A 24579-nucleotide genomic window follows, 5' to 3' on the forward strand; every position below is an offset into this window, starting at 1 on the left:
GGGCCGCGGTGATCTCTTGACGCGGTCCGGACATTTCCCCAAGGTCAAGGCAGTGTCCTAAACACACATCACTCGGTTAGATGAGTGTGGACACCAGAACACCCCGCATCCCCACGGGGGGAAGCTCGTCAGGTTTCGACGATGCTCCCGCGCTGAGCATGGTGAAGGTGCCGAGCGACCCGGCGCAGGTCATCGTCAATCACGCGAGTTTCCGCGTGCAGCTTCCCGCCGCTGGGCGCACTCAATCCCCGCGTATCTCACGGCACTTGGGCACTCCCGACGAAACGGTGCGCATTCCCGCCGTCGGGACGGCCGCCAAGCGCCGCGCGCCCGTCGTCTGGAGCGGGAAGTCCGATCCGGACGACACCGGCGCGATCAGACTGCTGCAGGCCGTGCGCGGCAACAGCGTGCGCCGTTCGGCCGAGAAGGCGGGGCCCTACGACGACGCGGGCGCCACGCAGGTCATCCCGCGCATCGAGGTCGACGAGGGCCCCGGGACCGCCGAGACGCCCGCCGTCATCGGGCCGCGCACCCCCGAACCCGGAACCCGGCTGCTGCCCCAGATGCGGCTGCCCGGCAGCGACTACGACGAACGGCTCGCCGAGCAGGCCACCGACGACGCGTACGACGCGTACGAGGACGACGACGCGGGCGGGGAGCGGCCCCGCAGGCACGGCTCGGACCCGGTCCGGCACGCCTACTACCCCGGTCGCCGCATGAACCTCGGCGTCGTGCTGCTCCCGCTGCGCGTCTTCCTCGGCTTCATCTCCGTCTACGCCGGCATGGGCAAGCTCTGCGACCCCGTCTACTTCGACGGCGGCGAACGCGGCTCCATGGTCAAGTGGCTGACCTCGCTGCACCCCTGGGCGCTCGCCGAGCCGCTGCGCGACTTCGCCCTCCAGCACCCGGTGGGCGCCGGGCTCTTCATCGCCTTCCTCCAGGTCGTCGTCGGCGTCCTGACGGTGTTCGGGCTGTGGCAGCGGGTCGCCGCCTCCGTCGGCGTGCTGCTCTCGGCGGCGCTCATCGTCACCGTGAGCTGGAAGACCGTCCCCGCCTACGACGCGCCGGACATCATCTATCTCGCCGCCTGGTCGCCGCTGATCATCGCGGGCGCGCCCGTCTACTCCGTCGACGGACGCCTCGCGAGCGAGGCCTGGCGCACGCTCGGGCCGCGCGTCGACATCTGGGACCTGCGGCGGCGCGTGCTGCGGCGCGGCTCTCTGATCGGGGCGGTCGTGGTCGGTCTGACGCTGCTCATCGGGTCGATGCTGGGCAGCGCGGTGCGGGACGCGGACCGCGTCACCGCGCCCGGCCCCGGCGAGGCGCCGCGCAACGAGCTGCCGGGCTCCCCGCTCCCCGGGGACCCCGCGAAGAAGCGGCACCACCGGCAGTCGCAGAGCCCCACCGCATCGGCGGGCCCCTCCCCGACGCAGGGCAGCTCCGCGAGCCCCACGCAGGGCGCCACGGCGCCGGGCACGGCCCGCACCCGCGAGACGGCCACGGCCGGCTCGACCCAGCCCAGCCAGACGCGGGGCAGCGGCACGGCGGGCCAGGCGCCGCCGCAGCAGCAGTCGCAGCCTCAGCAGCCGTCGGCCACGACCGCGGGACCGTCGTCCAGCGGCGGTTCCGGCGGCGGGGCGGGCGGCGCGGCCGGTACGGGCTCCGCCTCGGGCGGTGCCGGGGGCGAGAAGCCGGGCGGCCTGCTGGGCGGCGTACTCGGCCGCTGAGAGCCTGTCTTTGAACGTCGTGACCCCGCTGTTCCCCCTACGCCGACGGGGCCCCGCGCGACATGTGCGCGGGGCCCCGGCGGTGTGCGTATCGGCGTGCGTATCGGTGTGTGTACGGGAAGGGCGTGGGCGGCGGCGCGAGGGGCGGCCCTCAACGGCCCTGTGCGGCGAGCTCCTTGGCGGCCTCGGTGAGGTCCTTCGCGGTGTCGATCGCCCGCCAGTAGGCGCCCTGCGGCAGCGGGAAGCCCGCGAGGCGCTTCTCCCGGGCGAGGCGCGGGAACGTGGTGCGCTCGTGGTCGCCGAGGTCCGGCAGGAGCGCGGTGAAGGAGGCGGAGAAGACGTACACGCCCGCGTTGATGAGGTACGGGGACGGCGGGGCCTCGATGAAGTCCGTGATGTGGCCGAACGCGTCCGTCTCGACGGCGCCCCACGGGATGCGGGGGCGGGCCAGGGCGAGGGTCGCGGTGGCGTCGCGCTCGGCGTGGAAGGCCGCCATGTCGCGCAGGGAGAAGCGGGTCCAGATGTCGCCGTTCGTCGCGTACCAGGGCTGGTCGGCGTGCGGCAGGTGGCGGGCGGCGTACTTGAGGCCGCCGCCGCGGCCGAGCGGTTCCTTCTCGACGACCGTGGTGACGTTCAGCGGGAGGTCGGCGGAGTCCAGCCACTCCTGGAGGACCTCGGCGAGGTGGCCGCAGGAGACGACGGCGTCCGTCACGCCCTCCGCGGCCAGCCAGGCGAGCTGATGGCCGATGATCGGGGTCCCCGTGCCGGGGATCTCGACCATCGGCTTGGGCCGGTCGTCGGTGTACGGGCGGAGGCGGGAGCCTTGGCCTCCGGCGAGGATCACGGCTTGCCTGGGAGGCGGGTCAGCAGTCATGCACTGCACGATAAACGGACGTCGCGGGGCCAGGCCCCGGACCCCGGTCATCGAGCGCCGGAACGCTCAAGAGGCGTACCGGGCCACGCCCGTGGCGTAGGACGTGTCGCAGACGGGCCTGGCGTACGACTGGGCACGGCTCGGGCCGTACACCCGCACGGCGGCGCGGCCGAGTGCGCGGGCGAGCGTGGCACAGTGCCGGGCGAGCGAGGGATGGCGGTTCACCTCCTGCTGAAGGTGGGTGAGCGCGACGCCCGGGTTCTTCTCCTGGAGTTCGAGGAGGAGCCGGTCGCGCAGCACGTCGTGCGGGGCGCGGGCCTTGGCGGGCTTGGAGAGGTCGTCGGCGGATGCGGTGAGCATCGAGTCCGAGGAGTTCCCCGACCAATTGACGCTGGTGACCGCGAGGGTCCCGGAAAGCACCAGCATCACGGGCAGGACGAGGGCGAGCGTGCGGCCGACTCGGCGGGCGGGTCCCCGATGGGATCGGCGCGGCTTCTGGGTGTAGTTGGCGGAGTGCGTCACGCGAGTGAGCGTAGCGCTAGGTGATGATTTGGCGACATTTAGTCACTCGGTCGAGGGACGGAGAATCAGGTTTTTTTGGAGCGGTGTTGACGGGGCGGCGGCGAAATGACCGGTCTGCCGGGGTATTTGTCGACAACGTGGCCGAACGCGCAGGGCCCCGCACCGAAGTGCGGGGCCCTGCGCGTCGCTGGTGAGCGGGGGTCAGTCGCTGAGGCGCTCGCCCGTCGACGTCGAGAACACGTGGGTCTCGCCCGGACGCGGCACGACGTGCAGCTGGGCGCCCTTCTCCGGGACGCGGCGGCCGTTGACGCGGACCACGAGGTCCTGGTGCTCGCCGCCGACCTCGGCGCTGCCGTAGACGTAGCCGTCGGCGCCGAGCTCCTCGACGACGTTCACGGAGACGGCGAGACCGGCCGGGGCGTCGGCGGTCTCCTTGGAGAGGGTCTTCGCGGTGGAGCCGTCCTGCTCGACGATGTCGAAGTGCTCCGGGCGGACGCCGACGGTGACGGTGCGGTCGCCGCGGTCGGCGGCGGCGGAGAGGGCCTCGCGGTTGACCGGCACGACGGAGTTGCCGAACTTCACGCCGCCGTCGGTGATCGGGACCTCGACGAGGTTCATCGCGGGGGAGCCGATGAAGCCGGCGACGAAGAGGTTGGCCGGGCGGTCGTACATGTTGCGCGGCGAGTCGACCTGCTGCAGCAGCCCGTCCTTCAGTACGGCCACACGGTCGCCCATGGTCATGGCCTCGACCTGGTCGTGGGTGACGTACACGGTGGTGATGCCCAGGCGCCGCTGGAGGCTCGCGATCTGCGTACGCGTGGACACGCGGAGCTTGGCGTCGAGGTTCGACAGCGGCTCGTCCATGAGGAAGACCTGCGGCTCACGCACGATGGCGCGCCCCATGGCGACGCGCTGGCGCTGACCGCCGGAGAGCGCCTTGGGCTTGCGGGCCAGGTAGTCCGTGAGGTCGAGGATCTTCGCCGCGTCCTCGACCTTCTGGCGGATCTCGGCCTTGTTGACGCCGGCGATCTTCAGGGCGAAGCCCATGTTGTCGGCGACGGTCATGTGCGGGTAGAGCGCGTAGTTCTGGAACACCATGGCGATGTCCCGGTCCTTGGGCGGCAGGTGCGTGACGTCGCGGTCGCCGATGCGGATCGCGCCCTGGTTCACGTCCTCCAGGCCCGCGAGCATGCGCAGGGAGGTGGACTTGCCGCAGCCGGACGGGCCGACGAGTACGAGGAATTCGCCGTCCGCGACGTCGAGCTCGAGCTGGTCGACGGCGGGCTTGTCGCCACCCGGGTAGATGCGGGTCGCCTTGTCGAACGAAACAGTGGCCATGGTGAGGGCCCCCTTCACCGGCAGGAACGTGCCGGACGATCCGTTGTAAAGAGAGGAGTGGTGTAGTCCACCTGAGTGAACTGCTCGTGACCGTACCCCGGAGGTCACAGGTCTGTCAGTAGTCGGGGCGCGCCGACCTTCGCCGAAATTTTCGACGGCCGCACGGGCGGTGTTGGTTACACTGCTCGGGCGCGATCTGTTCGGATCCGTGCGTGTGTGCCTCCTTAGCTCAGATGGCCAGAGCAACGCACTTGTAATGCGTAGGTCGTCGGTTCGAATCCGACAGGGGGCTCTGCCCGAAGCCCAGGTCAGGGTCATCCTGACCTGGGCTTCGTGGTGTCCGAAGTGGTGCCGTCCGGCCTGCCTTTTCCCGGTGGCCGGTGTTGGGCCTCTCCGGGTCTCAGTGCCGCCCCGCCACCCTGTCCGCCCACTGCGCCAGGCGCGACGAGGTGGCCGTGTGGGTGGTCTGTTCGCGGTGGTCGGCCGCGTTGTACGTGGCGTACATGCCGTGGACGCCGAGCCAGCGGAACGGTTCCGGTTCCCATTTGCGGACCTTGTGGTTGACCCAGGGGAGGGTCGTCAGGCCCGTGGGGCCCGCCTGGCCCGAGTCCTGTTGGACCAGGTCGCGCAGGGTGCGGGCGGCGAGGTTGGCGGTGGCGACGCCCGAGCCGACGTAGCCGCCCGCCCAGCCGAGGCCCGTGGCGCGGTCCAGGGTGACCGTGGCGCACCAGTCGCGGGGGACGCCGAGGACGCCGGACCAGGCGTGGGCGATCCGGACGCCGGTGAGCTGGGGGAAGAAGCGGGTGAGGATCTCCTGGAGCGCCTCGATCGTGGCGGGTTGCGTGCGGCCGTCGTTGTCCGTTTTCGAGCCGTAGCGGTACGGGACGCCGCGGCCGCCGAGCGCGATGCGGCCGTCGGCGGTGCGCTGGGCGTACATGTACGCGTGCGCCATGTCGCCGAGCGTCTCGCGGCCCTTCCAGCCGATCGACTCCCATTGGGCGGTCGTCAAGGGCTCTGTCGCGATCATTGAGGAGTTCATGGGGAGCCACGTGCGGCGTTGGCCCTTGAGCGAGGCCGTGAAGCCCTCCGTGCAGCGCAGGACGTAGGGGGCGCGGACCGTGCCGTAGGGGGTGATGGCGTGCTTGGGCTTGATCTCGGTGACGGGGGTCGATTCGTGAATCGTCACGCCGAGCGCCTCGACGGCCGTCGCGAGGCCCTGCGCCAGCTTCACCGGGTGCAGGCGCGCGCCGTGCGGCGTCCAGGTCGAGGCGACGGCGCCCGCCACCCGTACCCGCTCGGCCGTCTCGCGGGCGCCGTGCAGGGTGCGGTCCTTCTCGCCGTAGGAGAGCTCCGTCTCGTGGAATGCCTTCAGGCGGGCCAACTGCGCCGGGGTGCAGGCGATTTCGAGGACGCCGCCGTGGTGGATGTCCGCCTCGATCCGCTCCTCGGCGGCGGCTCTGATCACCTCGCCGACCGTTTCGTTCATCGCTTGCTGGAGGCGGACCGCCGCCTCGTGCCCGTGCAGCTTGGCGTAGCGGTCGCGGCCCGCGATGCCGTTGTAGAGCCAGCCGCCGTTGCGGCCGGAGGCGCCGTAGCCGCAGAACCTCTGCTCCAGGACGGTGACGCGGAGGAAGGGGGCGGCCTTCTTCAGGTAGTACGCGGTCCACAGGCCGGTGTAGCCGCCGCCCACGATGCAGACGTCCGCCGTCGCGTCGGAGGTCAGGGGTTCGCGGGCGGTGGGCAGGCCCTGGTCCGCGTACCAGAACGATATGCCGCCGTTGACCGTGCCGGTCCCGTGCCGTGTGTTGCTCGCGCTGCTCATGGGCGGACGTTACTGCGCAGGTGGGGGCCGTGTGGAGGGGTCGGGGCCTTGGTCCCGAGGGGTGGGTCGTTCGGCGGCCGGGGCACCGGATAGATTCCGATACTTTGAGCGGTACGTGTCGAAATCTGGAGGGCTCTACTCATGGCCGTACACAAGGCCGGACGCAAGGCCGGGCGCAGGGCCGGGCGTGTCGGCGCCGCGGTGGCAGCGGCGGCGCTGATCGGGGTGGCCGCGTCCGCCTGTGGCCCCGGCGACGACGACGCCAAGGGCGGCGGCAGCGGCAAGCCGTCGGCGTCCGCCGGTGCCGGACTTGCCGACGTGCCCGCGTCCGTGAAGGGCGGCGTGATCACCGTCGGCGATCCGAAGGCCAAGCATACGGTCAAGGTGTACGAGGACCCGCGCTGCCCGTTCTGCAAGAAGTTCGAGGACGGCGGGGCGCAGGCGCTGGTGAAGCCGGTCGTCGACGGCAAGGTCAAGGTCGAGTACACGATCGCCTCGTTTCTCGACAAGAGCCTCGGCGGCAGCGGCTCGGTGAACGCGGCGAACGCGTTCCGGGCGTCCGTGGAGGCGGACAAGTTCCCGCAGTTCCACGCCGCCGTCTTCGCCCACCAGCCGGCGCAGGAGACGGACGACGCCTACACCCCGGCCTTCCTGCTGAAGATCGCGGGCAAGATCGAGGGCCTGCGCGGCGGCGCCTTCGACAAGGCGGTCAAGCGCGGGACGTACAAGAAGTGGGTCGGTGAGGCGATGAACTCCTTCTCCGCCGACGGCATCCAGGGCACCCCGACCGTCTTCATCGACGGGAAGAAGGCCGACGGCAACGCGCTGTACGAGCAGCCCGCGTTCGCCCGGGAGCTCAAGGCGGCGGGGATTTCCTGACCCGTTCTCGCGGGCGGTGTGCGGCGCCCCGCGTCAGCGGGTAGCAGGCCAGGCCGATCAGGACCGCCGTGAAGTGGCCCAGGTCGGTGAAGGTCCTGCCCGTGATCAGCGGGGTGCCGTACACCGCGAGGACGACGAGGAGATACCCGTACCGCCACGGTGCGGGAACCCGGTACGTGAGTACGGCGACCACGCCCGCCAGTGCGTAACTCACCCCCACGTCCAGGGTGTTGACCGCCGACCGGGGCGCCGCCCCGTGGTGGACGGCGAGCGCGAGGACGCCCTCGCTGACGAGGGTGGCGAGGGCGTGGGAGAGCGCCGCCACCGCGAGCCAGCGCCGGGTGCCGAGGCCGCGCTCGGCGCTCGCGTGGAACACCGTGTAGAGGACGGCGTACGAAAGCCAGCCGCCGCCGTCGATCCAGAACGCGCTGGAGATCAGCACCCGCACCGGATTCCGCGACAGCTCGTGGATGTTCGTGGAGCGCTGGCGCAGGAACTCGGCCTCGAACTCCGGCGACATGTGGTGCATCGCGACGGCCGTCACGAAGAGGGCGGCCAGCCAGATGTACGTGCCCGGGGCGCTGCGGATGTACGAGGTGACGGCGGCGCCCACGGCGACGCCCATGGTGCGGGCGGTGGCTGTCGCGTCCCGGAAAACCCTCATGCGGTGATTCACGCACGCCGGTAGGGTCCCGGACGTGATCGACATTCGCATTCCGGACGCACTGGTCGAGTCGCAGCACCTGTACGCCGGGGAGGCGGGGCGCGCCTTCATCGCCGCGCTGCCCGCGCGCGTACGGAAGTTCACCGAGCGCTGGGGCCTGACGCCCGACGGCGATCCGATGCACGGCATGGCCGCGCTCGTGCTGCCCGTGGTACGCGCCGACGGCACGCCCGCCGCGGTCAAGTTCCAGGTCCTGGACGAGGAGACCGAGGGCGAGCCGGTCGCGCTCCGGCACTGGGACGGCGACGGCGCGGTCCGCCTCCTCGACCACGACGAGTCCACCGGCACGATGCTCCTCGAACGCCTCGACGCCGGGCGGATGTTGTCGACGATGGCTGACACCCGCAAGGCCGTCCTCGTCCTCGCCGAACTCCTCGCCCGGCTGACCGCGGGGCCCGCGCCCGACGGCATGCGCCGCCTCGGCGACATCGCCGCCGAGATGGTTGACGGCCTGCCGGGAGCGCTGAAGGCCATGGCCGACCCGGCCGAACGAGCCGTCGTCGAACGGTGCGGGGGCGCGGTGCGCGAGGTCATGGGCGAGCCGGGCGACCGGATCCTCCACTGGGACCTGCACTTCGAGAACGTCCTGGCGAGCGACCGCGAACCGTGGCTCGCCATCGACCCCAAACCGCTCGCCGGGGACCCCGGCTTCGACCTGTGGCCCGCCCTCGACAACCGGTTCGAGCCGGACGAGGTGCTGTGGCGGTTCGACGCGATGACCGAAGTTTTGGGGCTCGACCGGGCGCGGGCGCGCGCCTGGACGCTGGGTCGGGTCCTGCAGAACACGCTGTGGGAGACCGAGGACGGGCGGCCGCCGGCGGCCGACGACATGGAGATCGCGCGGCGGCTGCTCGGGCGGTGAGGCGGGGGCCGGGGCGGGGGCGGGACGGGGGCGGGACGGAGACGGGGCGGGCTCGCCGTGGCGGTGGGCTCGGGTGGCGGTGGGCTCCGGTGGCGGTGGGGGTGCCCGGCCGCCCGGCTGTCCCGGAGGAGGCCTCAGAACTCGTCCACCGTGTGCGGGAGTCGGGCCGTGCGCAGGGCCGCGTCCAGCGCCGCCACTGTGCCCGGCGTGTGCTCCGTCGCCAGGCCCGCGCGGACGAGGGCGTCGATCCTCGTACCGCCCAGATAGGCCGCGGCCAGGTCGCGCGCCTCGATGGTGAGGTCCGCTGGGCGCTCGGTGCTCTCGTACGCACAGCCGGCGGGGGACGCCGTCAGGCGGTGGCGGCCCGCGTTGGCCGGGAGGCGGTCGTCCCGTACGTCGAGGACCGCGTCCACCGGCGCCGCCCACGACCGGGCGGTGAGCGCGGCCCGCACGTCGATCAGGCGGAGCCACAGCGCGGGGAACTCGCCCGTCACGCGGACCTGGTCGCGGTCGGCGGCGAAGAGGTGCAGCGGGTCGTCGACGGGGCGGCCCCAGGCGCGGATCAGGCCCGTCAGGTCGATCGACGCGAGATAGTGCCAGAGTGCGGCCTCGGCGGCCGGGGTGTCCGCCTCCAGCTCGTCCAGGCGGACCAGACCGGGGGCGTCGTCGCGGGTCCTGGTGCGGTAGATCGCGTAACCGGCGACCGGTTCCTCGGGGGCGCCGAGGACGACCACGCGGGGCGGTGACAGCTCGTCGTCCTCCTCGTCCTCCGTCACCAGCCACTCCTCGCGCCACCAGGCCTCGGTGCGGGCTATGCGGCCGGCGCGCTCGGTCCGGGTGCGGTCGTAATAGTCAGCGAGCAGCGCGGGGGCCTCTGACGGGTCGACCAGGCGCAGCGGGCGGTCGTCCGGGGTGATGCGCAGGGCCAGCGGGCGCCGGGAGTCGATCTCCACGGTGTGGCCGTGGGTGGCCGGGCCGAAGCCGAACCTGCCGTAGATCGCGTCCTCCGACGCCCACAGGGTGGCGATCGGCGAACCGTCCGCCGCCGCCCGCGCGAACAGCTCCGCGAGCATCCCGGAGAGCACGCCGCGCCGTCGGTGCGTCGGCGCGACGGACACGAACGTCAGGCACGGGCACGGCAGTTCGCCGCCCGGCACCGACACCGTGAAGGGGAAGGCGGCGACGAAGCCGACGAGTTCGCCGTTCTCGTACGCGCCGATGCGGACGCAGTCGCGCAGCAGGTCGTGGTGGTGCTTGCGCTTCTCGTCCTCCGGATTCTCGTGGAAGACGAGGTAGGAGAGGGAGAGCGCGCGGTCGATCCCCGACTCGGGGACGTCGCGGAACTGGACGGATTCCATACCCATATAACGGACGGTAGTTCCCGTATGCGGTGCGGGCATCCGGTTTTCGGGGCAGTGGGTCGGTGGGTCGGTGGGGTGGTGGGGTGGTGGGGTGGTGGGGTGGTGGGGCGGAGAGGCTGAGGGGTGGAGGGGGCGCGAGAGGAGGGTCAGGGGATCAGGACCACCTTGCCCATCGTGCCGCGGGTCTCCAGCGCACGGTGCGCCGCTGCCGCCTGCGCGAGCGGGAAACGCTGCACGGCCGGCCTGAAGTGGCCAAGCGCCGCGGCGGCCAGGGCGGCCAGCTCCAGGGAGCGGACGGGGTTGGCGCCGCCCGCCTTCCGCATCATCGCCGGGCCGAGTACGTCGATCTGCGTGATGCCGCGTTCGGCCAGCTCCGCCTCGGTGAACTTCAGCTCGTCGTCGTGCGGACCTCGGCCTGACCAGCCGAAGACGAGGTGGCTGCCGCCGGGACCGAGCAGGTCGACCGCGGCCAGGCCCGCCTTGCCGCCCACCCCGTCGAAGACGACGGTGGCCGCGCGGCCGCCGAGCTCCTCCCCGAGGTACGTGCGGACCTCGTCGGGCCACGCCGGGTCGGTGTAGTCCACGGCCAGGTCGGCGCCGTTCGCGCGGACGCGGTCCGTCTTCTCCGGGCCGCCCGCCAGGCCGATCACGGTGGCGCCCCGGTGCTTGGCGTACTGCGTGAGGAGTGTGCCGATGCCGCCCGCCGCCGCGGGGATCACGGCCACGGAGTCGGGGGTCAGCGGCGCGAACTGGAGGATCCCCATCGTCGTACGCCCCGTGCCGATCAGCGCCACCGCCTCCGCCGCGTCCAGCTCGTCGGGGATCTCGTGCAGGCGGGCCGCCTCGGTGACGACGCGCTCGGCGTAGCCCCCGGGGGCGAAGCCGATGTGGGCCACGGCGCGCTTGCCCAGCCAGTGCGCGGGGACGCCGTCGCCGGTCGCGTCGACGATGCCGGCGACCTCCCGGCCGGGGATCGTGGGCAGGGCGGGGAGTTCGGGCAGCGGGCCGCGTATGCCCTCACGGATCGTGGTGTCCAGGAGGTGCACACCGGCCGCGGCCACGGTGATGCGGACCTGACCGGCCGCCGGTTCGGGGATCTCCGTCTCCTCGTGGACGAGGTTCTCGGCGGGGCCGAAGGTGTGGAGGCGGATGGCGTGCATGGTGCGGGCGGGGGACGTGTGGGTGTGGGCGGTGGTTGTAGTGGTGGTGGGCATGGGGGCTCCTGGTGTGCGGGGCACGGCACCTGGGCGGCGTGCTGTATGCCCCTCAGCCTTCAACCTGAAGTGGACTTGAGGTCAAGGGCGCACCCGGTCAGCGCGAGCGACACCGCCTCCAGCGCGCTGTTGAACGACACCTCGGACAGCAGGCCCGGGGCCGCCACCTGGTCGCCCGCCAGGTAGACGCCGTCCCCTCGGACGATCGCGGGGCGGTCCTGCCACGTGGTGCCGGGACGGTCCAGCGCGCCCGTACGGCCGTTGGCGACCGAGGCGCGGCGCCACGTCAGGCGCTCCCGCCAGCCGGGGCAGCCCAGGTCGAGCAGGTGCTCGGCACGTGCCACGCCGTCCGCCTTGGTCTCGTTCGGGGCGAGGGGGATCTGCGCCTGCACGAGCTGTTCGCCGTCGGGGGCGAGCGTGCGATCCTGGGCGGTGAAACGTTCGACCCAACCCGTCCGGTCCAGATCGGAGACGACGAAGGCGTCGCCTCTGCGGGAATGGAACGCCACGTCGACGAGCGCGGTGCGGCCGCTCTCCCCGTACAGGGACTCGTCCCCGAGAATCCGGCGTGCCGCGTCGAGGGACGTCGCGACGATCACCGGGCCGTCCCGGGAGACGTCGGCCAGGCTGTCGACGCGGTCCAGCGTCTCCGTACGTACACCCATGTTCCAGGCCCGCGCGGCCATCCGGTCGACGACCGAGCCCCAGCCGCCGCGCGGATAGTGCGCCTCCGGGGGCAGCTTGGCGGCGCGGCGCAGGCGCTCCTGCACGAAGCGGGCGGAGAGCGAGCCGGGGTCGTGGTGGAACGTGGCCACCGCGACGTAGTGCGCGGCGGCGTGCGCGCCCTCCTCGCCGACCTCGTCCGTCGCCCAGCTCGTGAAATCGCGGTCCACCGGGGCGAGTTCCGCCTTGCGGCGCAGCAGCTTGAGCATGGCGAGAGGTGGCGTACGGCGCAGCTCGCCGTGGTGCAGCAGGCGCAGCCGGGCGCCTTCGAGGGGCGGGAGGGGAGCGAGGGGGCCGATGAGGTTGCGCTGCTTGAGCCAGGCCCAGTGCGGGCCGCCGTTGTAGAGGGCGTGCGGGCCCTCGTTCGTCTTGTACGTGCCCTCGGACGTACGGGCCCGGCCGCCGAGCGTGTGGTGCGCCTCGCGGAGGGTCACGCGGGCGCCCGCCTCGGCGGCGCTGATGGCCGCGGTGAGACCGGCGAAGCCGCCGCCGATGACGGTGATGTGGTGGGCGTTCGTGTCGGGCATGGGGTGGGCTCCCTAAGGGCGGGTGCGTGGGCTTCACCTCTTGGACGCTCGGGGGTGGGCCGGATGTGACATTGGGGCGGCGGGCGTTGTCAGTCGTGGCGTGCACGATGGGGGCATGGCTCAGAAAGCGAAACCGGCACGGGTGGTCAAGGCGGCTCGGCGGGTCGAGGTGAGGCTGCCTCACCTCCAGCCCTTCGAGGGCGCGGGGCTTGAGCCCGACGGGGACTACGACGGGGTCGAGTTCCGTGGCCTGGACCTCGGTGGTCAGGACGGTGCCGGCGCGCTCTTCATGGACTCCGCGGTGACGGGCTGTGCGGTCGACGAGACCCGGCTCGTCCGGGCACGCTTCGTCGACTCCGTCCTGACCGAGCTGCGGGGCGTGGGGACCGACCTCATGGAGGCGTCGCTGCGGGATGTCGAGGTGGTCGACGCGCGGCTTGGCGGCGTGCAGGTGCACGGGGGTGTGCTGGAGCGGGTGGTGGTGCGGGGCGGCAAGATCGACTACCTGAACCTGCGGAAGGCGCGGTTGCGGGACGTCGTCTTCGAGGAGTGCGTGCTGGTGGAACCGGACTTCGGGCTGGCCTCGCTGGAGCGGGTGGAGTTTCGGGGGTGTGCGGTGCGGGGGGTCGACTTTTCGGGGGTGCGGATGGTGGACGTGGACTTTCGGGGGGCTTCGGAGCTGGAGGTTGCGCGGGGGGTCGAGTGCCTGGCCGGGGCGGTGATCAGCCCTGCCCAACTCATGGGACTGGCGCCGGTGTTTGCGGCGCAGGTGGGGGTGCGGGTGGCGTCCTGAGGGGCGCCGTTGAGGGGGGGCGGGGTCGCCTTGTGTCCGGTGGTGGGGGGCGGGGACGTGGGGGTATGTGCGTACTCGCCATCCCTGCGTCGCGCTGCACGGACAAAGACGGGACAGTGTGCTCGGTGCTCCGTGCGCACATACCCCCACGTCCCCTCGGGTCGCTCGGGCGGCTGGCAGGCCGGTGGGGGCGGCTGCCTCCTTCTCGTGCGACCCGTCGCGGGGCAAAGGCCCCCACTCCGGCTCCCGCCGTACGTCGCGGGGCATAGGCTCTCGCCCTTACCTCGGCGGATGGTCACGGCACCCCTACCCACCGCTACGACTCCCGCCGTACGCCGCGGGCCAAACGCCCCCTACTCCTGCGGATGGTCATGGCAACCCCGCCACCCACCCGCTCCGACTCCCGCCGTACGCCGCGGGCCAAACGCCCCCGCCCCTGCTCCTGCGGATGGTCATGGCACCCGCCACCCACCGCTACGACTCCCGCCGTACGCCGCGGGCCAAACGCCCCCGCCCCCACTCCCGCGGATGGTCACGGCAAACCCCCACCCCCGGCCCCTACTCCCGCCATACGTCGCGGGGCAAACGGGTGGGCGGGTGGGATAACTCCGCCGCGAAGCGGCGGGCCTGTTCGTACCCGCAGGGGGAAGCGGGGGGCGAGAGACACCCACCCCCCGGCCCCCTCCGCCGCGAAGCGGCAGGCCTAGCTGCGGGGATAGCGCGACAGGAGGGACCAGATCGCGGGGTTGTCCGACAGGGAATCGTGGAGGTCAGCGAGATCCGCCACGACATCGTGGAGGAAATCCCGTGCCTCGCGCCGAAGTTCCGCGTGGGAGAAGGAGAGCGGAGGCTCGTCCGGATCCATCCAGTCCGCCTCGATGTCCACCCACCCGAAGCGGCGAGCGAACAGCATCCGGTCCGTCGACTCCGTGAAGTCGAGCTCCGCGTACTGGGGCCGGGAGGCCCGGCTGCCGAGGGGATCCTGATCCAGCGCTTCGACGATGTCGCACAGCGCCCACGCGAAGTCGAGGACGGGCACCCATCCCCAGGCTGTGGACAGTTCCCGGTCCGCCTTCGTGTCCGCCAGGTACACGTCTCCGCAGAAGAGGTCGTGGCGCAGGGTGTGGACGTCCGCCCGGCTGTAGTCCAGCTGAGGGGGGTCCGGGAAGCGGGCGGAGAGCGCGTAGCCGATGTCGAGCACGGGGTCGATGGTGTCACGGCCGGGCGGTACCGTCGGTCGCAGCGCCTCTGAGCTGCGGTTATGTGCAGAGTGGGACGACACTCGGAGGCACGAGGGGCACGAGGGGCACGAGGGGCACGAGGGGCAGGAGAGGCACCAGGGGCACAAGCTTCACGGCAGCAAGCGCCGCTCCTTCGCCACCGCCACCGCCCCCGCCCGTGTATCCACACCGAGCTTGTCGTAGATGCGGCCCAGATGCGTTTTCACCGTGGCCTCGCTGATGAACAGGGCGCGGGCGATGTCGCGGTTGCCGAGGCCTTGGGAGAGCTGGCCGAGGATGTCGCGTTCGCGGTCGGTGAGCGTGGGGTGCGGGGCGCGCATGTGGGCCATGACGCGGGAGGCGACGGGGGGCGAGAGCGTGGTGCGGCCCTGGGACGCGGCGTGGATCGCGGCGAAGAGCTCTTCGGGGCGTTCCGCCTTGAGGAGGTAGCCCGTCGCGCCCGCCTCGATGGCGCGGGTGATGTCCGCGTCCGTGTCGTACGTGGTGAGGACGAGGACGTGCGGGGTGGGGGAGAGGCCCGTGATGCGCCGGGTCGTCTCGACGCCGTCGATGCCGTCGCCGAGCTGCAGGTCCATCAGGACGACGTCCGGGGTCAGTTTCGCGGCCAGGGCGAGCGCCTCCTCACCCGTGCCCGCCTCGCCGACGACCTCGATGTCCGGTGCGCTGCCGAGCAGGGCGAGCAGCCCGGCGCGTACGACGACGTGGTCGTCGCAGACCAGCAGGCGGACAGGGCGGACAGGACGGACAGGGCGGACGGAGTGTGCGGGGGCGTTCGTCACTGTGGCTCCAGTGGGATCGATACGGAGAGGACCGCGCCTTCGCCGGGCGCCGACTCGATCGTCAGTGTGCCGCCGAGCTGGCCGGCCCGGGCGCGGATCGCGGGCAGCCCGTGCCCCCGTACGCCACCGGCCGTATCGGAGGGGGTGCCGGGAGCGGTGTCGGGAGCCGTGTCGGGGGGCGTGAAGCCGCGGCCGTCGTCCGCGACGTCCAGGACCACCTGGTCGTCCAGGAGCGTCAGGGTCAGCGCCGCCGTGGTCGCGCCGGCGTGCTCCCGTACGTTGGCCAGTGCGCCCTGCGCGATGCGCAGCAACGCCGAGCTGACCCGGTCGGGGAGGGGCACGGGGGTGCCCTCCGCGTGGAAACGTACGGTGAGACCGGCATCGGATTCGCGTTCCGCGAGGACCCGCAGCGCCTGGGCGACTCCGCCGCCGTCCGCGAGGTCGGCGGGGGCGAGGTCGTGCACGAAGCGGCGGGCCTCGGCGAGGCCGTGTTCGGTGATCGACTCGGCGGTGCGGACGTGGGTGCGGGCCTTCGCGGGGTCCGTGTCCCAGACGCGGTCGGCCGCCTGCAGCAGCATCTGCTGGCTGGACAGGCCCTGCGCCAGGGTGTCGTGGATCTCCATGGACAGGCGTTGGCGCTCGGCGAGGGTGCCCTCGCGGCGCTCGGTGGCGGCCAGTTCGCGGCGGGTGCGGATGAGGTCGTCGATCAGCTCGCGCTGCCGCGCCGCCTGACGCTGCATGTACAGGAAGACGGCGGCCGCGACCGCGGCCCAGGCGGGCGGCGCGAACAGCAGTATCGGGTCGAAGCCGCCCGCGAGCTTCAGCTGCGCGACGACCACGAAGGCGGTCAGGACGGCCACGAGGAAGAGGGCGGCGCGCGGTGGCAGTGTCCGCAGGCCCGTGTAGAAGAGCGGCACCGCGCACCAGGCGAAGCTCGGCGCGAGGCTCACGATCACGACCCAGACGGCCACGACGAGCGTCAGCCAGATGAGGCGGCGCGGCGCCGAGGGGCGGGCGCCGACGGTGGGGCCGAGCACGTAGAGGAGGGCGAGGGAGGCCGAGAGCGCGATGATCCACGGGGCCCGGGGTTCGCCGGGGTGGCGCATGAGGAAGCGGGTGAGCGAGGAGCCCAGGAGCAGGAAGAACGCCGTGTGCATGACGGTCGCGAGCCAGCGCGCGTCGGGGTCCGGCGTCCGGGGGGCGGTGTCCGGTGTCTGGGGGGCGGGGGCCGGCGTCCGAGGGTCGAGGCCCGGCGTGCGGTCTCCCTCAAGGGGATTCACGGGGGTTCCACGGGGAGTTTCACGGGGGCTCCATGGGGGTTTCCACGAGGGGCTCCACGGGGGGTTCCACGGTTCCACGGGGGCGCCTCCCTCTCGTAATCTCGTAATGCCGTCACGCGGTCGCTGAGCTGGGCAAACACCTTCATTGTGGCCCGTCGGAGCCAACGGAGGGTCCACCGATCGGTTGACCCTGGTGTCGGCCGAGTCGCGCGTGGGTGCCAGCCGGTACGTCGAGGAGGATCGGCCGGAAACGGCCGGAGGATCGATGGCAGAGGGGAACACCGCCCCTACCTTCGCCCCCGCTCTTGGAGTCACCGATGCAGAAGCTCTCCCGCCGTACCCTCTCCCGCCGTACCCGCGTCCTCACGATCGCCGCCACCGCCGCCGTCCTCGGCGCCGGTACCTTCGGTGCCGTCTCCGCCAGCGCCGAGGCCCCGGCCGCCGCCGCCAAGGCCGCCGTCACCGCCGACGCGGGCAGCAAGAACCTCACGCAGTCGACACACCTGAACATCGACGCCGCGACCAAGGCCGCCCAGGCCGCTCTCGACGCCGCCGAGAAGGAGAACCAGCGCGTCTCCGTCGCCGTCGTCGACCGCAACGGCAACACCGTCGTCGAGCTGCGCGGCGACGGCGCGGGGCCGCAGTCCCCCGAGTCCGCCGTGAAGAAGGCCTACACCGCCGTCTCCTGGAACGCGCCCACCTCCGAGCTGACCAAGCGCCTGGAGCAGGCCCCGAACCTGAAGGACATCCCCGGCACGCTGTTCCTCGCGGGCGGCGCTCCGGTCACCGCCAAGGGCGCACCCGTCGCGGGCGTCGGCGTCGCGGGCGCCCCGAGCGGCGACCTGGACGAGAAGTTCGCGAAGGCGGGCGTGGCGGCCCTCGGCCTCGGCCGCTGAGGCTCGTGGCGAGGCTGTTCCCGGCCCGTGGGACGACGACCTCGGCCCGTGGGACGACGACCTCGGCCCGTGGGACGACGACCCCGGCCCGTGGGACGACGACCCCGGCCCGTACGAGGGCGTCGCCGTGGCGCGGGACGGGCGCACCGCGTACGTGTCACCGCCGCTTCACGCGCGACGGTCACTGGGGCGGCGTCTCGGTCGTCGACACGACGGGACGGCAACCGTGCGCCGACTCCCCGCGGGCGCCCGGCCGTTGGGCCTCGCGGGGCTCTGACCAGCCGGTACAGGCCCCGGCGCCGGGCGTCCATACCGGGCCGCCCCGCACATTTGACGCATAAGATCACCCGGTGGACCCGCGATCTCCGGCCGTGCGAGCCGCCGCCGTCACCTGCTCCCTCGCCCTGCTCGCAGGCGTCAGCGCCTGCGGCGCGGGCGTGGACGGCACCCCGGGCGCCGACGGCGTGCGCGACCCGTACTTCCCCAAGCTGGGCAACGGCGGGTACGAGGTGACGCACTACGGCCTCACCCTCGGCTACGAGTCCGGCTCCCGGCACCTCACCGGGACCGCCGAGATCACCGCCCGCGCCACCAAGAACCTCAGCTCCTTCAACCTCGACCTCAAGGGCCTGGACGTCTCGGCCGTCACCGTCGAGGGCAAGGCGGCCCGCTTCCAGCGCGCCGGACAGGAGCTGCGGGTCCGCCCGGCAGACGAGCTCGACCGGGGCGAGACGTTCCGCGCGAGCGTCCGCTACTCCGGCACCCCGCAGACCATCACCGACGCGGACGACGCCGAGGAGGGCTGGCTGGAGACCGAGGACGGCGCGCTCGCGCTCGGTGAGCCCGCGGGGTCCATGGCGTGGTTCCCCGGCAACCACCACCCGAGCGACAAGGCCTCCTACGACATGGAGATCACCGTTCCCGAGGGCCTGAAGGCCGTCTCCAACGGCGAGTTGACCCGCGAGTCGACCAAGGGCGGCCGCACCACGTTCGCCTGGCACAGCGCCGAACCGATGGCGAGCTATCTGGCGACCGTGGCCATCGGGAAGTTCGAGATGAAGACGTCGACGACGGACGACGGGCTGCCGGTCGTCACCGCCGTCGACCCCACCCAGGTGAAGGCGAGCGCGAAGGTCCTCGCGAAGATCCCGGACATCCTGGAGTGGCAGGAGTACAACTTCGGCCCCTACCCCTTCTCCTCGGCAGGCGCGATCGTCGACCGCGAGGGGGACGCGGGCTACGCCCTGGAGACCCAGACCCGCCCGGTCCTCCCCGGCGCCCCCGACACCGGTCTCCTCGTCCACGAGCTGGCTCACCAGTGGTTCGGCGACTCCGTCACGCCCAAGACGTGGCGGGACATGTGGCTCAACGAGGGCTTCGCGACGTACGCGCAGTGGCTCTACGAGGAGGATCACGGCGGCGACAGCGCGCAGCAGACCTTCGACGCGCTCTACGACGGCGACTACTACGAGGACGCCGACGACAACGAGGCGATCTGGGACTTCCCGCCCGCCAGACCCACGGACGCCGCCCACATCTCGGACCCGCCCGTCTACGACCGGGGCGCGATGGTCATCCACAAGATCCGCCGGGCGGTCGGCGACGACGCCTTCTACGACATCGTGCAGGGCTGGACGAAGACGTACCGGCACAGGAACGCGGACACCGCGGACTTCACCGAGTACGTCGAGCGGCACGCGGGCGGCGACGCGGCGCGGCGGAAGGTCGGCCGCATCTGGGGGGACTGGTTGTACGGGGACGGGAAGCCGGACCATCCCTGACGGCCGCCTTGAACGGGTCCTGCCCGACGGGTCATGCCCGACGAATCATGGGACGGGCCCTGCTACGCCCTGTCCGCCCCGGTGGCGCGCAGCTTGCGCAGGCGGCGCCATTCGCCGACCGCGGCCCAGGCCGCGCAGCCGAACGCGCCCACGTAGCAGGCGGCCCACCCCGACCGCTCCTGCGGATCGATCAGCTGATCCGCGGCGAGGACCGCGAAGAGCAGGGACGAGAAGAGAGCGCCGTAGAACTTCTGGCGCGTGACGCGCTGTTGCCTGCGCGGGCCTTCGGAGAGGCGCAGGGCGTAGATCTCGACGTCGCCGAAGACGTCCTCGGCGCGCCCGTCCCGCGGGGCCGTGGTGAGGTGCTGCCGGGCCTCGCGCACATGGCCGCGCGCCTCGCCGGCCGTCATGCCGTGCCGTCCGCGCAGCAGGTTCTCCAGGCGGGCCAGCCACCGGTCGTCGTCGAGCCCCCCGGCCGGACGCGCGGGGGTGAACCAGCTGTTGACGCGGTCGTCGGGGAGCTGGAAGGCGGCCACCATCCACGCGACGCCGACCAGCATGAGTACGGGCGCGGGCACGCGGAAAAGGCGCTCCTCGGAGAGCATGGTGGCGAGGGCGATCCCACCGACCAGCGTCGCGGCCGCGCCCGCCAGGAACCCCCACATGCCCCGGAACAGCCCGGCGGCGCGGGCGACGAAGGCCAGGCACCCCAGCGTGGCGCCCAGCGCGACCCCGGCGAAGCCCGCGAGTGAGGACCGGCTCGCCGGCACCCACAGGCCGTCCTGGATCCAGTACAGGCCGAAGACGCCGAACAGGAGGAACCCGAGCGACCCGAGCGAGGCGGTGACCCGGTCCCCGGGGCGCAGGCCGCGCGTGTCGATCCCGGCCCGGTACCGCTCGCTGACGCGCTCGGCGGCGAGCGTACGGGCGTACGCGACGGGGTCACCGAGCACGTCGGCGGCGGGCTGCCCCGCTTCGGCCACGAGCTGGTGGGCCTCGGCGAGCATCTCCTCGGCGAACCCGACCGGCACGTCCTCGTCGAACGCGAGCCGCACGTGGACGGCGTCGGCCCACTCCTGGTCCTCCTGGCGCGCCCAACTGAGTTCAGGCGTACGTGTCTTGCTCATCGTCATCCCCCTTCGACCTTCGCGGGGAGGAGCGAGGCGACGGTCAGGGAGAAGTCCCCCCAGGCGGCCTGGTCACGCCGCAGCCTCGCCCGCCCCTCCTCGGTGATCCGGTAGTACTTGCGCCCGGGCCCGCCCTCGCCGGCCCCCCACTCGACCTCCACGGCACCTTCCTCTTCGAGGCGGGTGAGCGCGGGGTAGAGGGTCGCTGCCTTGACGCCGTCGAGCCCGGCGTCACCGAGCCTGCTGAGCAGGGCATACCCGTAGCTCTTCGGCTCCCCGTCGAGGATGCCGAGCAGGCAGAGGGGGAGCGCGGCACGGGTCCAGGCGGTGGGCGGGGAGGTCACGGGAACCGTTTCTTCTGGATAGCTGACTATTCGTGTTTCCGTAATAGTAGAGCATCCGGAGGTGTGGGGGCGGTTCAGTGGTCCGGAGGGTGCCGGAGCTCGAACCAGACGTTCTTGCCGCCCTCTTGGGCCCGCGCCGCCGAAGCCACGCCCCAGGCGTCGGCGAGTGCCTGCACGAGGAGCAGCCCGCGCCCGCGCTCGCTGTCCCGCGAGACGTCGAGCGCGGCGAGCGGTTCGGTGACGGCGCGGTCGTCATGCACGACGACCCGGACGCCGTCGCGGAGGACCACCGTCTCCAGGTCGATGGTCGGGGAACCGGTGTGCGTGACGGCGTTGGTCACGATCTCGGAGACGAGGGTGCGGACGGTGTCGGCGAGGTCGGGGCGGTGGCCGTTGGCGGCGAGGAGGAGGGCGACGGTGTCGCGGCAGATCTTGGGGGAGAGGGGGGTGTTGGGGGTGGTGAGGCGGTAGGTCTGCGACGTTCTGTTCGGCTGGGCATCCATCAGGGCAACTCCCTGTGAGGGAAGGGTTGGTGCGCGGCGAGCCACCGTGGCCTGGTCGCCCGGGACGGCGACTGCTCTGCGGGTTCACTGGCGTTCCGCGGGCTGATGGGACCGACAGTAGGGCACATCCATGTGACGGCACATGGATGTGCCTAAAATGCCACCCGTGTGAGTGGACCAGCCGTACGCGGGCGCGGCAGACTTGGCCCGCCCAGCCAAGAGAGGAACCAATGCCTCCAAGGAGTAACCCCACCGCGCGCCAGGCCCGGCTCGGCGCAGAGTTGCGCAAGCTCCGCGAGGCGGCGGGGATGGCGGCCCGCGAGGCGGGTGCGTTCCTCGGGGGCAACCAGGCACAGATCAGCCATATCGAGGCAGGGCGTTGGGGTGTCAGTGCTGAGCGGGTACGACGCTTGGCAACGCTGTACTCGGCCTCGGACGAGAAGCTGGTCGAGGTGCTGAGCGCGATGGCCGAAGAACGGGTCAAAGGGTGGTGGGAGTCGTATCGGGGGGTCTTGCGTCCCGGGTTTCTCGATCTCGCCGAACTGGAGAACCACGCGTCGTACTTGCGTAGCGTCCAGACCATGAACGTGCCGGGCATCCTCCAGACCGAGGAATATGTGCGGGCGATCCACAACAGTTATGTCCCCAGGCTCACGGCTGATGAGGTGGACATGCGCGTGGAGTTCCGGATGAAACGGCGGAACATCTTCATGCGCGATACGCCCGTGCCTTTCGTGGCTTTGGTGCACGAAGCGGCTCTACGTATGCGGTACGGCGGCCGCAAAGTGGCCAAGGGGCAGCTGGAGTTCTTGCTGGAAGCCGCGGAGTGGCCAACGGTGACCGTGCGAGTCATCCCGTTCACCTGCGAGGACTTCGTCGAGGCGGCCCACTCCCTGCTGTACGCGGGGGGAGTTGTGCCGCAGCTCGACGCTATTCACATGGACACCCCTGTGGGAGGTGTCTCGATTACGGATTCCGCTGGCCTCAAGCGATTCGGAGAGATGCTGGACTTTGCCGAGGACGCGGCGCTCAGTGAGCGGGAGTCCCGGCAACTCATCCATGACGTCGTGCGACAACTGTGAGAGGTACCTGTATGTCTCCGCAATGGCAGAAGTCGTCTTTCTCGGGGATTGACGCCGAGGACTGCGTGGAGGCCGCCCACGCCGAAGGCCACCTCCTCCTCCGCGAAAGCGACACCCCCCACGCCACCCTCACCGTCACCCCCGAGGGCCTCGCCGCCCTGATACGTACCTGCAAGGCCGCGCGGCGGTTTCCTGTTCTCTCAACTGCGGCGTCTTGACCCTGATGTCACAGGGTCGGGAGGATCGAGCAGGAGCCCAACCTATGCAGGGGGGAAGCCGTGATCAGGCAGCTTGCAAGCGAGTGCGACGAGGGGCCCTGCCCGACCGTGTGGGCAGTGGACGGCACGGAAAACGTCTTGGTTCAAGGCTTCAAGGTGGACGACGAGGCAGCGCTCGCCACCATGCAACTACCCGGCAACGAAACAGCCGTCCGCATCCCTATGTCCCTGCTCCTGAAGGTGGCCCGTGAACATCTCGCCTGAAGACTTCGGGAAACTCTTCAACGAATTCGAGCGGGAAGCGTTCCGGCTCGAAACGTTGGATGACTACAGCGGATCGGGCGGAGTCGACGCCTACCACGCCTTCCTGGCCGGTAAGCCGCAGCCGGAGGAGTACAAGTCGGCAGGGTGGGTCACAACTGTACGCAACGCCGCCCGGGCCGGTAAGCGCATGTACCGAGTGCATATCCTTTCCCGGCCTTTGAGTAAATACCTTCGGTTCGAACTCGGGTGGGGGTATATGAGAAACCAGGAAGCCGGGGAAGAGTTCTTCATCCTCGACACCACAGAGCAGGCGAACCCGCTAAAAGGCGTGCCTGATTTCTGGTCGTACGATGAACGCTCCGTCGTGACGATGCAGTACGGCGAGGGCGGAAAGTTCCTGGGCGCGGAACTCGTTCCCGAGGGGCAAGCGTCGGAATGGCTGGAGCGTCGAGACATGGCCATGAGTCTTGCCGTTCCGTTCCGTGACTGGTGGGAACAGCACAAGCCGGCGTGAACAACATCAATATCGGTCGCGCGCTACGGGAACTGAGAGAGGCCAGCGGGAAGCAGGCCAAAGCGGTCGCCCGTAGCGCTGTCATGTCTCCGAGCAAGCTGAGCAAGATCGAGAACGAGGCACTTGCGCCAAGTCTGATCGACGTAGAGCGCATCCTGGCGGCCTTGGGGGTGTCCGAGGAGGTCAAGGCCAGGCTGGCCGATGCGGCACGCAGGGCCGCCACTGAAGCCACGGCGTGGCGTATATATCGCCGTACCGGTCTCCACAAGCATCAGGACGAGCTCAGGGCCATAGAGGCTCAGACAAGTCTGATGCGGCTCTTTCAGCCTGCGTGCATTCCTGGCCTGCTCCAGACCCCGGAGTACGCCCGCGCCATTCTGGGCAGGCACGGTTACACGGATGGCGTCCTGCAAAAGATGATGGGTGCGCGTCTCCTCCGGCAGCAGATTCTTTACGACAGTGCCCGTAGTTTTCGTTTCGTGGTTACCGAGTCTGTGCTCAGATGGAAAATCGTTTCCTGCCCCATGCTGGCAGCGCAGCTGGACAAGCTCATCACGATGTCGAGACTGCCCAACGTGAGCATCGGGGTCGTTCCCCTCTCGGCCCCCATGGCTGACCTGCCCAGCTCCTCGTTTGTTCTCTTCGATACCAGCCTGGCCATTATCGAAATCCCTCACGCCGAGATCACCACTAGCGAAATCAGAGACGTTGAGCTGTATGTAAGAAAGTTCGAGGGCTTCGAGGGTGTCAGCGTAAAGGGCAAGGAAATGCGGGCCTTCGTGTCAGGTATCCGGGACGGCTTCTTGAGGCAACAGGAAACGGACTAGAGGGTCCCTCCCTTGTGGGCCGATGATGAACTCATGCAAGGCGGATCAGTTCCAGGTCCAAGCCTGGATGTCCCCATCATCGTTTTCACAGGAAGGCACACCCATGCCCGGAACCGACCTGTACAGCTTGCTCATCGACGGAGCCGAGTTCTTCAAGGCGTGCGGCGGCAACACCCACCCCGACGGTGAGTCCTGCGTGACGCTCGCCCATATCGGCCCCGATGCGTGGGCCGTCGGGGACAGCAAGAAGCCCGAAGCGGAGCCGCTGCGCTTCACCAGCGCCGAGCTCGACGCGGCCGGCATCGATCCGGTGCGCTTCGGCCTCTCGGTCTGATTTCTCCTCGCCATCCGTCGGCG

Annotated in this window: 26 protein-coding genes and 1 tRNA gene; 13 read left to right on the forward strand and 14 right to left on the reverse strand. The window is 71.0% G+C overall.

The window, feature by feature from the left end; translation table 11 throughout:
• Positions 1 to 80 precede the first annotated feature (80 nt).
• Positions 81 to 1727 carry a DoxX family protein gene (locus tag ACFVYL_RS09450; protein WP_389714103.1) on the forward strand — a complete coding sequence of 549 codons (1647 nt, stop codon included), beginning with the start codon at positions 81 to 83 and terminating at the stop codon, positions 1725 to 1727.
• Between the two features lie 151 nt (positions 1728 to 1878).
• On the opposite strand, the gene ACFVYL_RS09455 is transcribed toward ACFVYL_RS09450, so the two are convergent.
• From ACFVYL_RS09455 to ACFVYL_RS09465, 3 genes are all read right to left on the reverse strand, one after another.
• Positions 1879 to 2601 carry an NDP-sugar synthase gene (locus ACFVYL_RS09455; RefSeq protein WP_389714104.1) on the reverse strand — a complete coding sequence of 241 codons (723 nt, stop codon included), beginning with the start codon at positions 2599 to 2601 and terminating at the stop codon, positions 1879 to 1881.
• A gap of 66 nt (positions 2602 to 2667) precedes the next feature.
• Positions 2668 to 3123 (reverse strand): hypothetical protein, encoded by a 456-nt coding sequence (locus ACFVYL_RS09460; protein WP_389714105.1) that lies wholly within the window; start codon positions 3121 to 3123, stop codon positions 2668 to 2670.
• Positions 3124 to 3324: 201 nt separating this feature from the next.
• Positions 3325 to 4461, reverse strand: a complete 1137-nt coding sequence (locus tag ACFVYL_RS09465) for an ABC transporter ATP-binding protein (RefSeq protein WP_389714106.1) — start codon at positions 4459 to 4461, stop codon at positions 3325 to 3327.
• Between the two features lie 218 nt (positions 4462 to 4679).
• Between ACFVYL_RS09465 and ACFVYL_RS09470 the strand changes: the two genes are divergently transcribed.
• Positions 4680 to 4753: transfer RNA gene (locus ACFVYL_RS09470), tRNA-Thr, on the forward strand.
• Positions 4754 to 4861: 108 nt separating this feature from the next.
• Here the strand turns inward: ACFVYL_RS09470 and ACFVYL_RS09475 are convergent.
• On the reverse strand, positions 4862 to 6283 hold the full coding sequence (locus ACFVYL_RS09475) for an NAD(P)/FAD-dependent oxidoreductase (RefSeq protein ID WP_389714108.1): 1422 nt from the start codon (positions 6281 to 6283) through the stop codon (positions 4862 to 4864).
• Positions 6284 to 6424: 141 nt separating this feature from the next.
• Here ACFVYL_RS09475 and ACFVYL_RS09480 point away from each other — a divergent pair, with 141 nt between their 5' ends.
• Positions 6425 to 7162 (forward strand): DsbA family protein, encoded by a 738-nt coding sequence (locus tag ACFVYL_RS09480; RefSeq protein WP_389714110.1) that lies wholly within the window; start codon positions 6425 to 6427, stop codon positions 7160 to 7162.
• On the opposite strand, the gene ACFVYL_RS09485 is transcribed toward ACFVYL_RS09480, so the two are convergent.
• Positions 7140 to 7826, reverse strand: coding sequence for a rhomboid-like protein (locus ACFVYL_RS09485; protein ID WP_389714112.1), 687 nt, complete (start codon positions 7824 to 7826; stop codon positions 7140 to 7142). The two genes, ACFVYL_RS09480 and ACFVYL_RS09485, sit on opposite strands and share 23 nt — an antisense overlap.
• A 34-nt stretch (positions 7827 to 7860) precedes the next feature.
• Between ACFVYL_RS09485 and ACFVYL_RS09490 the strand changes: the two genes are divergently transcribed.
• On the forward strand, positions 7861 to 8748 hold the full coding sequence (locus ACFVYL_RS09490; protein WP_389714113.1) for an aminoglycoside phosphotransferase family protein: 888 nt from the start codon (positions 7861 to 7863) through the stop codon (positions 8746 to 8748).
• A 134-nt stretch (positions 8749 to 8882) separates the two neighbouring features.
• On the opposite strand, the gene ACFVYL_RS09495 is transcribed toward ACFVYL_RS09490, so the two are convergent.
• The 3 genes from ACFVYL_RS09495 to ACFVYL_RS09505 form a co-directional block, all read right to left on the reverse strand.
• Positions 8883 to 10112: a GNAT family N-acetyltransferase gene (locus tag ACFVYL_RS09495; protein WP_389714115.1), complete on the reverse strand. Its 1230-nt coding sequence runs from the start codon at positions 10110 to 10112 to the stop codon at positions 8883 to 8885.
• Between the two features lie 143 nt (positions 10113 to 10255).
• Positions 10256 to 11269 (reverse strand): zinc-binding dehydrogenase, encoded by a 1014-nt coding sequence (locus ACFVYL_RS09500; RefSeq protein ID WP_389714357.1) that lies wholly within the window; start codon positions 11267 to 11269, stop codon positions 10256 to 10258.
• Between the two features lie 113 nt (positions 11270 to 11382).
• Positions 11383 to 12573: an NAD(P)-binding protein gene (locus tag ACFVYL_RS09505; RefSeq protein WP_389714116.1), complete on the reverse strand. Its 1191-nt coding sequence runs from the start codon at positions 12571 to 12573 to the stop codon at positions 11383 to 11385.
• Positions 12574 to 12688: 115 nt separating this feature from the next.
• Here ACFVYL_RS09505 and ACFVYL_RS09510 point away from each other — a divergent pair, with 115 nt between their 5' ends.
• Positions 12689 to 13366, forward strand: coding sequence for a pentapeptide repeat-containing protein (locus ACFVYL_RS09510; RefSeq protein ID WP_389714118.1), 678 nt, complete (start codon positions 12689 to 12691; stop codon positions 13364 to 13366).
• A gap of 703 nt (positions 13367 to 14069) precedes the next feature.
• On the opposite strand, the gene ACFVYL_RS09515 is transcribed toward ACFVYL_RS09510, so the two are convergent.
• The 3 genes from ACFVYL_RS09515 to ACFVYL_RS09525 all read right to left on the reverse strand — a co-directional run bounded on the left by ACFVYL_RS09515 (position 14070) and on the right by ACFVYL_RS09525 (position 16543).
• Entirely contained in the window at positions 14070 to 14567 is a 498-nt protein-coding gene (locus ACFVYL_RS09515; protein WP_389714119.1) for a hypothetical protein, read from the reverse strand.
• A 150-nt stretch (positions 14568 to 14717) separates the two neighbouring features.
• The gene (locus ACFVYL_RS09520) at positions 14718 to 15386 is read right to left on the reverse strand and encodes a response regulator (protein ID WP_389714120.1); all 669 of its coding nucleotides are present in this window, start codon (positions 15384 to 15386) and stop codon (positions 14718 to 14720) included.
• Entirely contained in the window at positions 15383 to 16543 is a 1161-nt protein-coding gene (locus ACFVYL_RS09525) for a sensor histidine kinase (RefSeq protein ID WP_389714359.1), read from the reverse strand. The genes ACFVYL_RS09520 and ACFVYL_RS09525 overlap by 4 nt, the downstream gene beginning before the upstream one ends.
• A 440-nt stretch (positions 16544 to 16983) precedes the next feature.
• Between ACFVYL_RS09525 and ACFVYL_RS09530 the strand changes: the two genes are divergently transcribed.
• Together ACFVYL_RS09530 and ACFVYL_RS09535 are read left to right on the forward strand one after the other, a co-directional pair.
• Positions 16984 to 17562 carry a heme-binding protein gene (locus ACFVYL_RS09530; protein ID WP_389714122.1) on the forward strand — a complete coding sequence of 193 codons (579 nt, stop codon included), beginning with the start codon at positions 16984 to 16986 and terminating at the stop codon, positions 17560 to 17562.
• Positions 17563 to 17912: 350 nt separating this feature from the next.
• Positions 17913 to 19343, forward strand: a complete 1431-nt coding sequence (locus ACFVYL_RS09535) for a M1 family metallopeptidase (protein ID WP_389714123.1) — start codon at positions 17913 to 17915, stop codon at positions 19341 to 19343.
• Between the two features lie 62 nt (positions 19344 to 19405).
• Here the strand turns inward: ACFVYL_RS09535 and ACFVYL_RS09540 are convergent, their stop codons facing one another.
• From ACFVYL_RS09540 to ACFVYL_RS09550, 3 genes are all read right to left on the reverse strand, one after another.
• On the reverse strand, positions 19406 to 20470 hold the full coding sequence (locus tag ACFVYL_RS09540) for a hypothetical protein (protein WP_389714125.1): 1065 nt from the start codon (positions 20468 to 20470) through the stop codon (positions 19406 to 19408).
• A gap of 2 nt (positions 20471 to 20472) precedes the next feature.
• Complete coding sequence (locus tag ACFVYL_RS09545; RefSeq protein WP_389714127.1) at positions 20473 to 20814, reverse strand: PadR family transcriptional regulator; 342 nt, start codon at positions 20812 to 20814, stop codon at positions 20473 to 20475.
• A 74-nt stretch (positions 20815 to 20888) separates the two neighbouring features.
• Positions 20889 to 21317: an ATP-binding protein gene (locus ACFVYL_RS09550; protein ID WP_389714129.1), complete on the reverse strand. Its 429-nt coding sequence runs from the start codon at positions 21315 to 21317 to the stop codon at positions 20889 to 20891.
• A 230-nt stretch (positions 21318 to 21547) separates the two neighbouring features.
• Here ACFVYL_RS09550 and ACFVYL_RS09555 point away from each other — a divergent pair, with 230 nt between their 5' ends.
• From ACFVYL_RS09555 to ACFVYL_RS09580, 6 genes are all read left to right on the forward strand, one after another.
• Positions 21548 to 22399: a helix-turn-helix domain-containing protein gene (locus ACFVYL_RS09555; RefSeq protein ID WP_389714131.1), complete on the forward strand. Its 852-nt coding sequence runs from the start codon at positions 21548 to 21550 to the stop codon at positions 22397 to 22399.
• An 11-nt stretch (positions 22400 to 22410) separates the two neighbouring features.
• Entirely contained in the window at positions 22411 to 22617 is a 207-nt protein-coding gene (locus ACFVYL_RS09560; RefSeq protein ID WP_389714133.1) for a DUF397 domain-containing protein, read from the forward strand.
• Between the two features lie 117 nt (positions 22618 to 22734).
• Positions 22735 to 22881, forward strand: coding sequence for a hypothetical protein (locus ACFVYL_RS09565; protein WP_389714134.1), 147 nt, complete (start codon positions 22735 to 22737; stop codon positions 22879 to 22881).
• The gene (locus tag ACFVYL_RS09570; protein ID WP_389714136.1) at positions 22865 to 23395 is read left to right on the forward strand and encodes a DUF6879 family protein; all 531 of its coding nucleotides are present in this window, start codon (positions 22865 to 22867) and stop codon (positions 23393 to 23395) included. The genes ACFVYL_RS09565 and ACFVYL_RS09570 overlap by 17 nt, the downstream gene beginning before the upstream one ends.
• Positions 23392 to 24222, forward strand: coding sequence for a helix-turn-helix domain-containing protein (locus ACFVYL_RS09575; RefSeq protein ID WP_389714138.1), 831 nt, complete (start codon positions 23392 to 23394; stop codon positions 24220 to 24222). Before ACFVYL_RS09570 ends, ACFVYL_RS09575 begins: the two co-directional genes overlap by 4 nt.
• Before the next feature lie 103 nt (positions 24223 to 24325).
• Positions 24326 to 24556: a DUF397 domain-containing protein gene (locus ACFVYL_RS09580; protein ID WP_389714140.1), complete on the forward strand. Its 231-nt coding sequence runs from the start codon at positions 24326 to 24328 to the stop codon at positions 24554 to 24556.
• Positions 24557 to 24579 lie beyond the last annotated feature (23 nt).

It is taken from the genome of Streptomyces sp. NPDC058308 (assembly GCF_042880275.1).
Lineage (GTDB): Bacteria > Actinomycetota > Actinomycetes > Streptomycetales > Streptomycetaceae > Streptomyces.

Excerpts from the sequence above, each read along its gene's own strand:
- ACFVYL_RS09450 (WP_389714103.1), top strand. The coding sequence starts at position 81 with ATGAGTGTGGACACCAGAACACCCCGCATCCCCACGGGGGGAAGCTCG.
- ACFVYL_RS09455 (WP_389714104.1), bottom strand. The coding sequence starts at position 2,601 with ATGACTGCTGACCCGCCTCCCAGGCAAGCCGTGATCCTCGCCGGAGGC.
- ACFVYL_RS09465 (WP_389714106.1), bottom strand. The coding sequence starts at position 4,461 with ATGGCCACTGTTTCGTTCGACAAGGCGACCCGCATCTACCCGGGTGGC.
- ACFVYL_RS09475 (WP_389714108.1), bottom strand. The coding sequence starts at position 6,283 with ATGAGCAGCGCGAGCAACACACGGCACGGGACCGGCACGGTCAACGGC.
- ACFVYL_RS09480 (WP_389714110.1), top strand. The coding sequence starts at position 6,425 with ATGGCCGTACACAAGGCCGGACGCAAGGCCGGGCGCAGGGCCGGGCGT.
- ACFVYL_RS09485 (WP_389714112.1), bottom strand. The coding sequence starts at position 7,826 with ATGAGGGTTTTCCGGGACGCGACAGCCACCGCCCGCACCATGGGCGTC.
- ACFVYL_RS09495 (WP_389714115.1), bottom strand. The coding sequence starts at position 10,112 with ATGGGTATGGAATCCGTCCAGTTCCGCGACGTCCCCGAGTCGGGGATC.
- ACFVYL_RS09500 (WP_389714357.1), bottom strand. The coding sequence starts at position 11,269 with ATGCACGCCATCCGCCTCCACACCTTCGGCCCCGCCGAGAACCTCGTC.
- ACFVYL_RS09505 (WP_389714116.1), bottom strand. The coding sequence starts at position 12,573 with ATGCCCGACACGAACGCCCACCACATCACCGTCATCGGCGGCGGCTTC.
- ACFVYL_RS09510 (WP_389714118.1), top strand. The coding sequence starts at position 12,689 with ATGGCTCAGAAAGCGAAACCGGCACGGGTGGTCAAGGCGGCTCGGCGG.
- ACFVYL_RS09525 (WP_389714359.1), bottom strand. The coding sequence starts at position 16,543 with ATGCACACGGCGTTCTTCCTGCTCCTGGGCTCCTCGCTCACCCGCTTC.
- ACFVYL_RS09530 (WP_389714122.1), top strand. The coding sequence starts at position 16,984 with ATGCAGAAGCTCTCCCGCCGTACCCTCTCCCGCCGTACCCGCGTCCTC.
- ACFVYL_RS09540 (WP_389714125.1), bottom strand. The coding sequence starts at position 20,470 with ATGAGCAAGACACGTACGCCTGAACTCAGTTGGGCGCGCCAGGAGGAC.
- ACFVYL_RS09550 (WP_389714129.1), bottom strand. The coding sequence starts at position 21,317 with ATGGATGCCCAGCCGAACAGAACGTCGCAGACCTACCGCCTCACCACC.
- ACFVYL_RS09555 (WP_389714131.1), top strand. The coding sequence starts at position 21,548 with ATGCCTCCAAGGAGTAACCCCACCGCGCGCCAGGCCCGGCTCGGCGCA.
- ACFVYL_RS09560 (WP_389714133.1), top strand. The coding sequence starts at position 22,411 with ATGTCTCCGCAATGGCAGAAGTCGTCTTTCTCGGGGATTGACGCCGAG.
- ACFVYL_RS09580 (WP_389714140.1), top strand. The coding sequence starts at position 24,326 with ATGCCCGGAACCGACCTGTACAGCTTGCTCATCGACGGAGCCGAGTTC.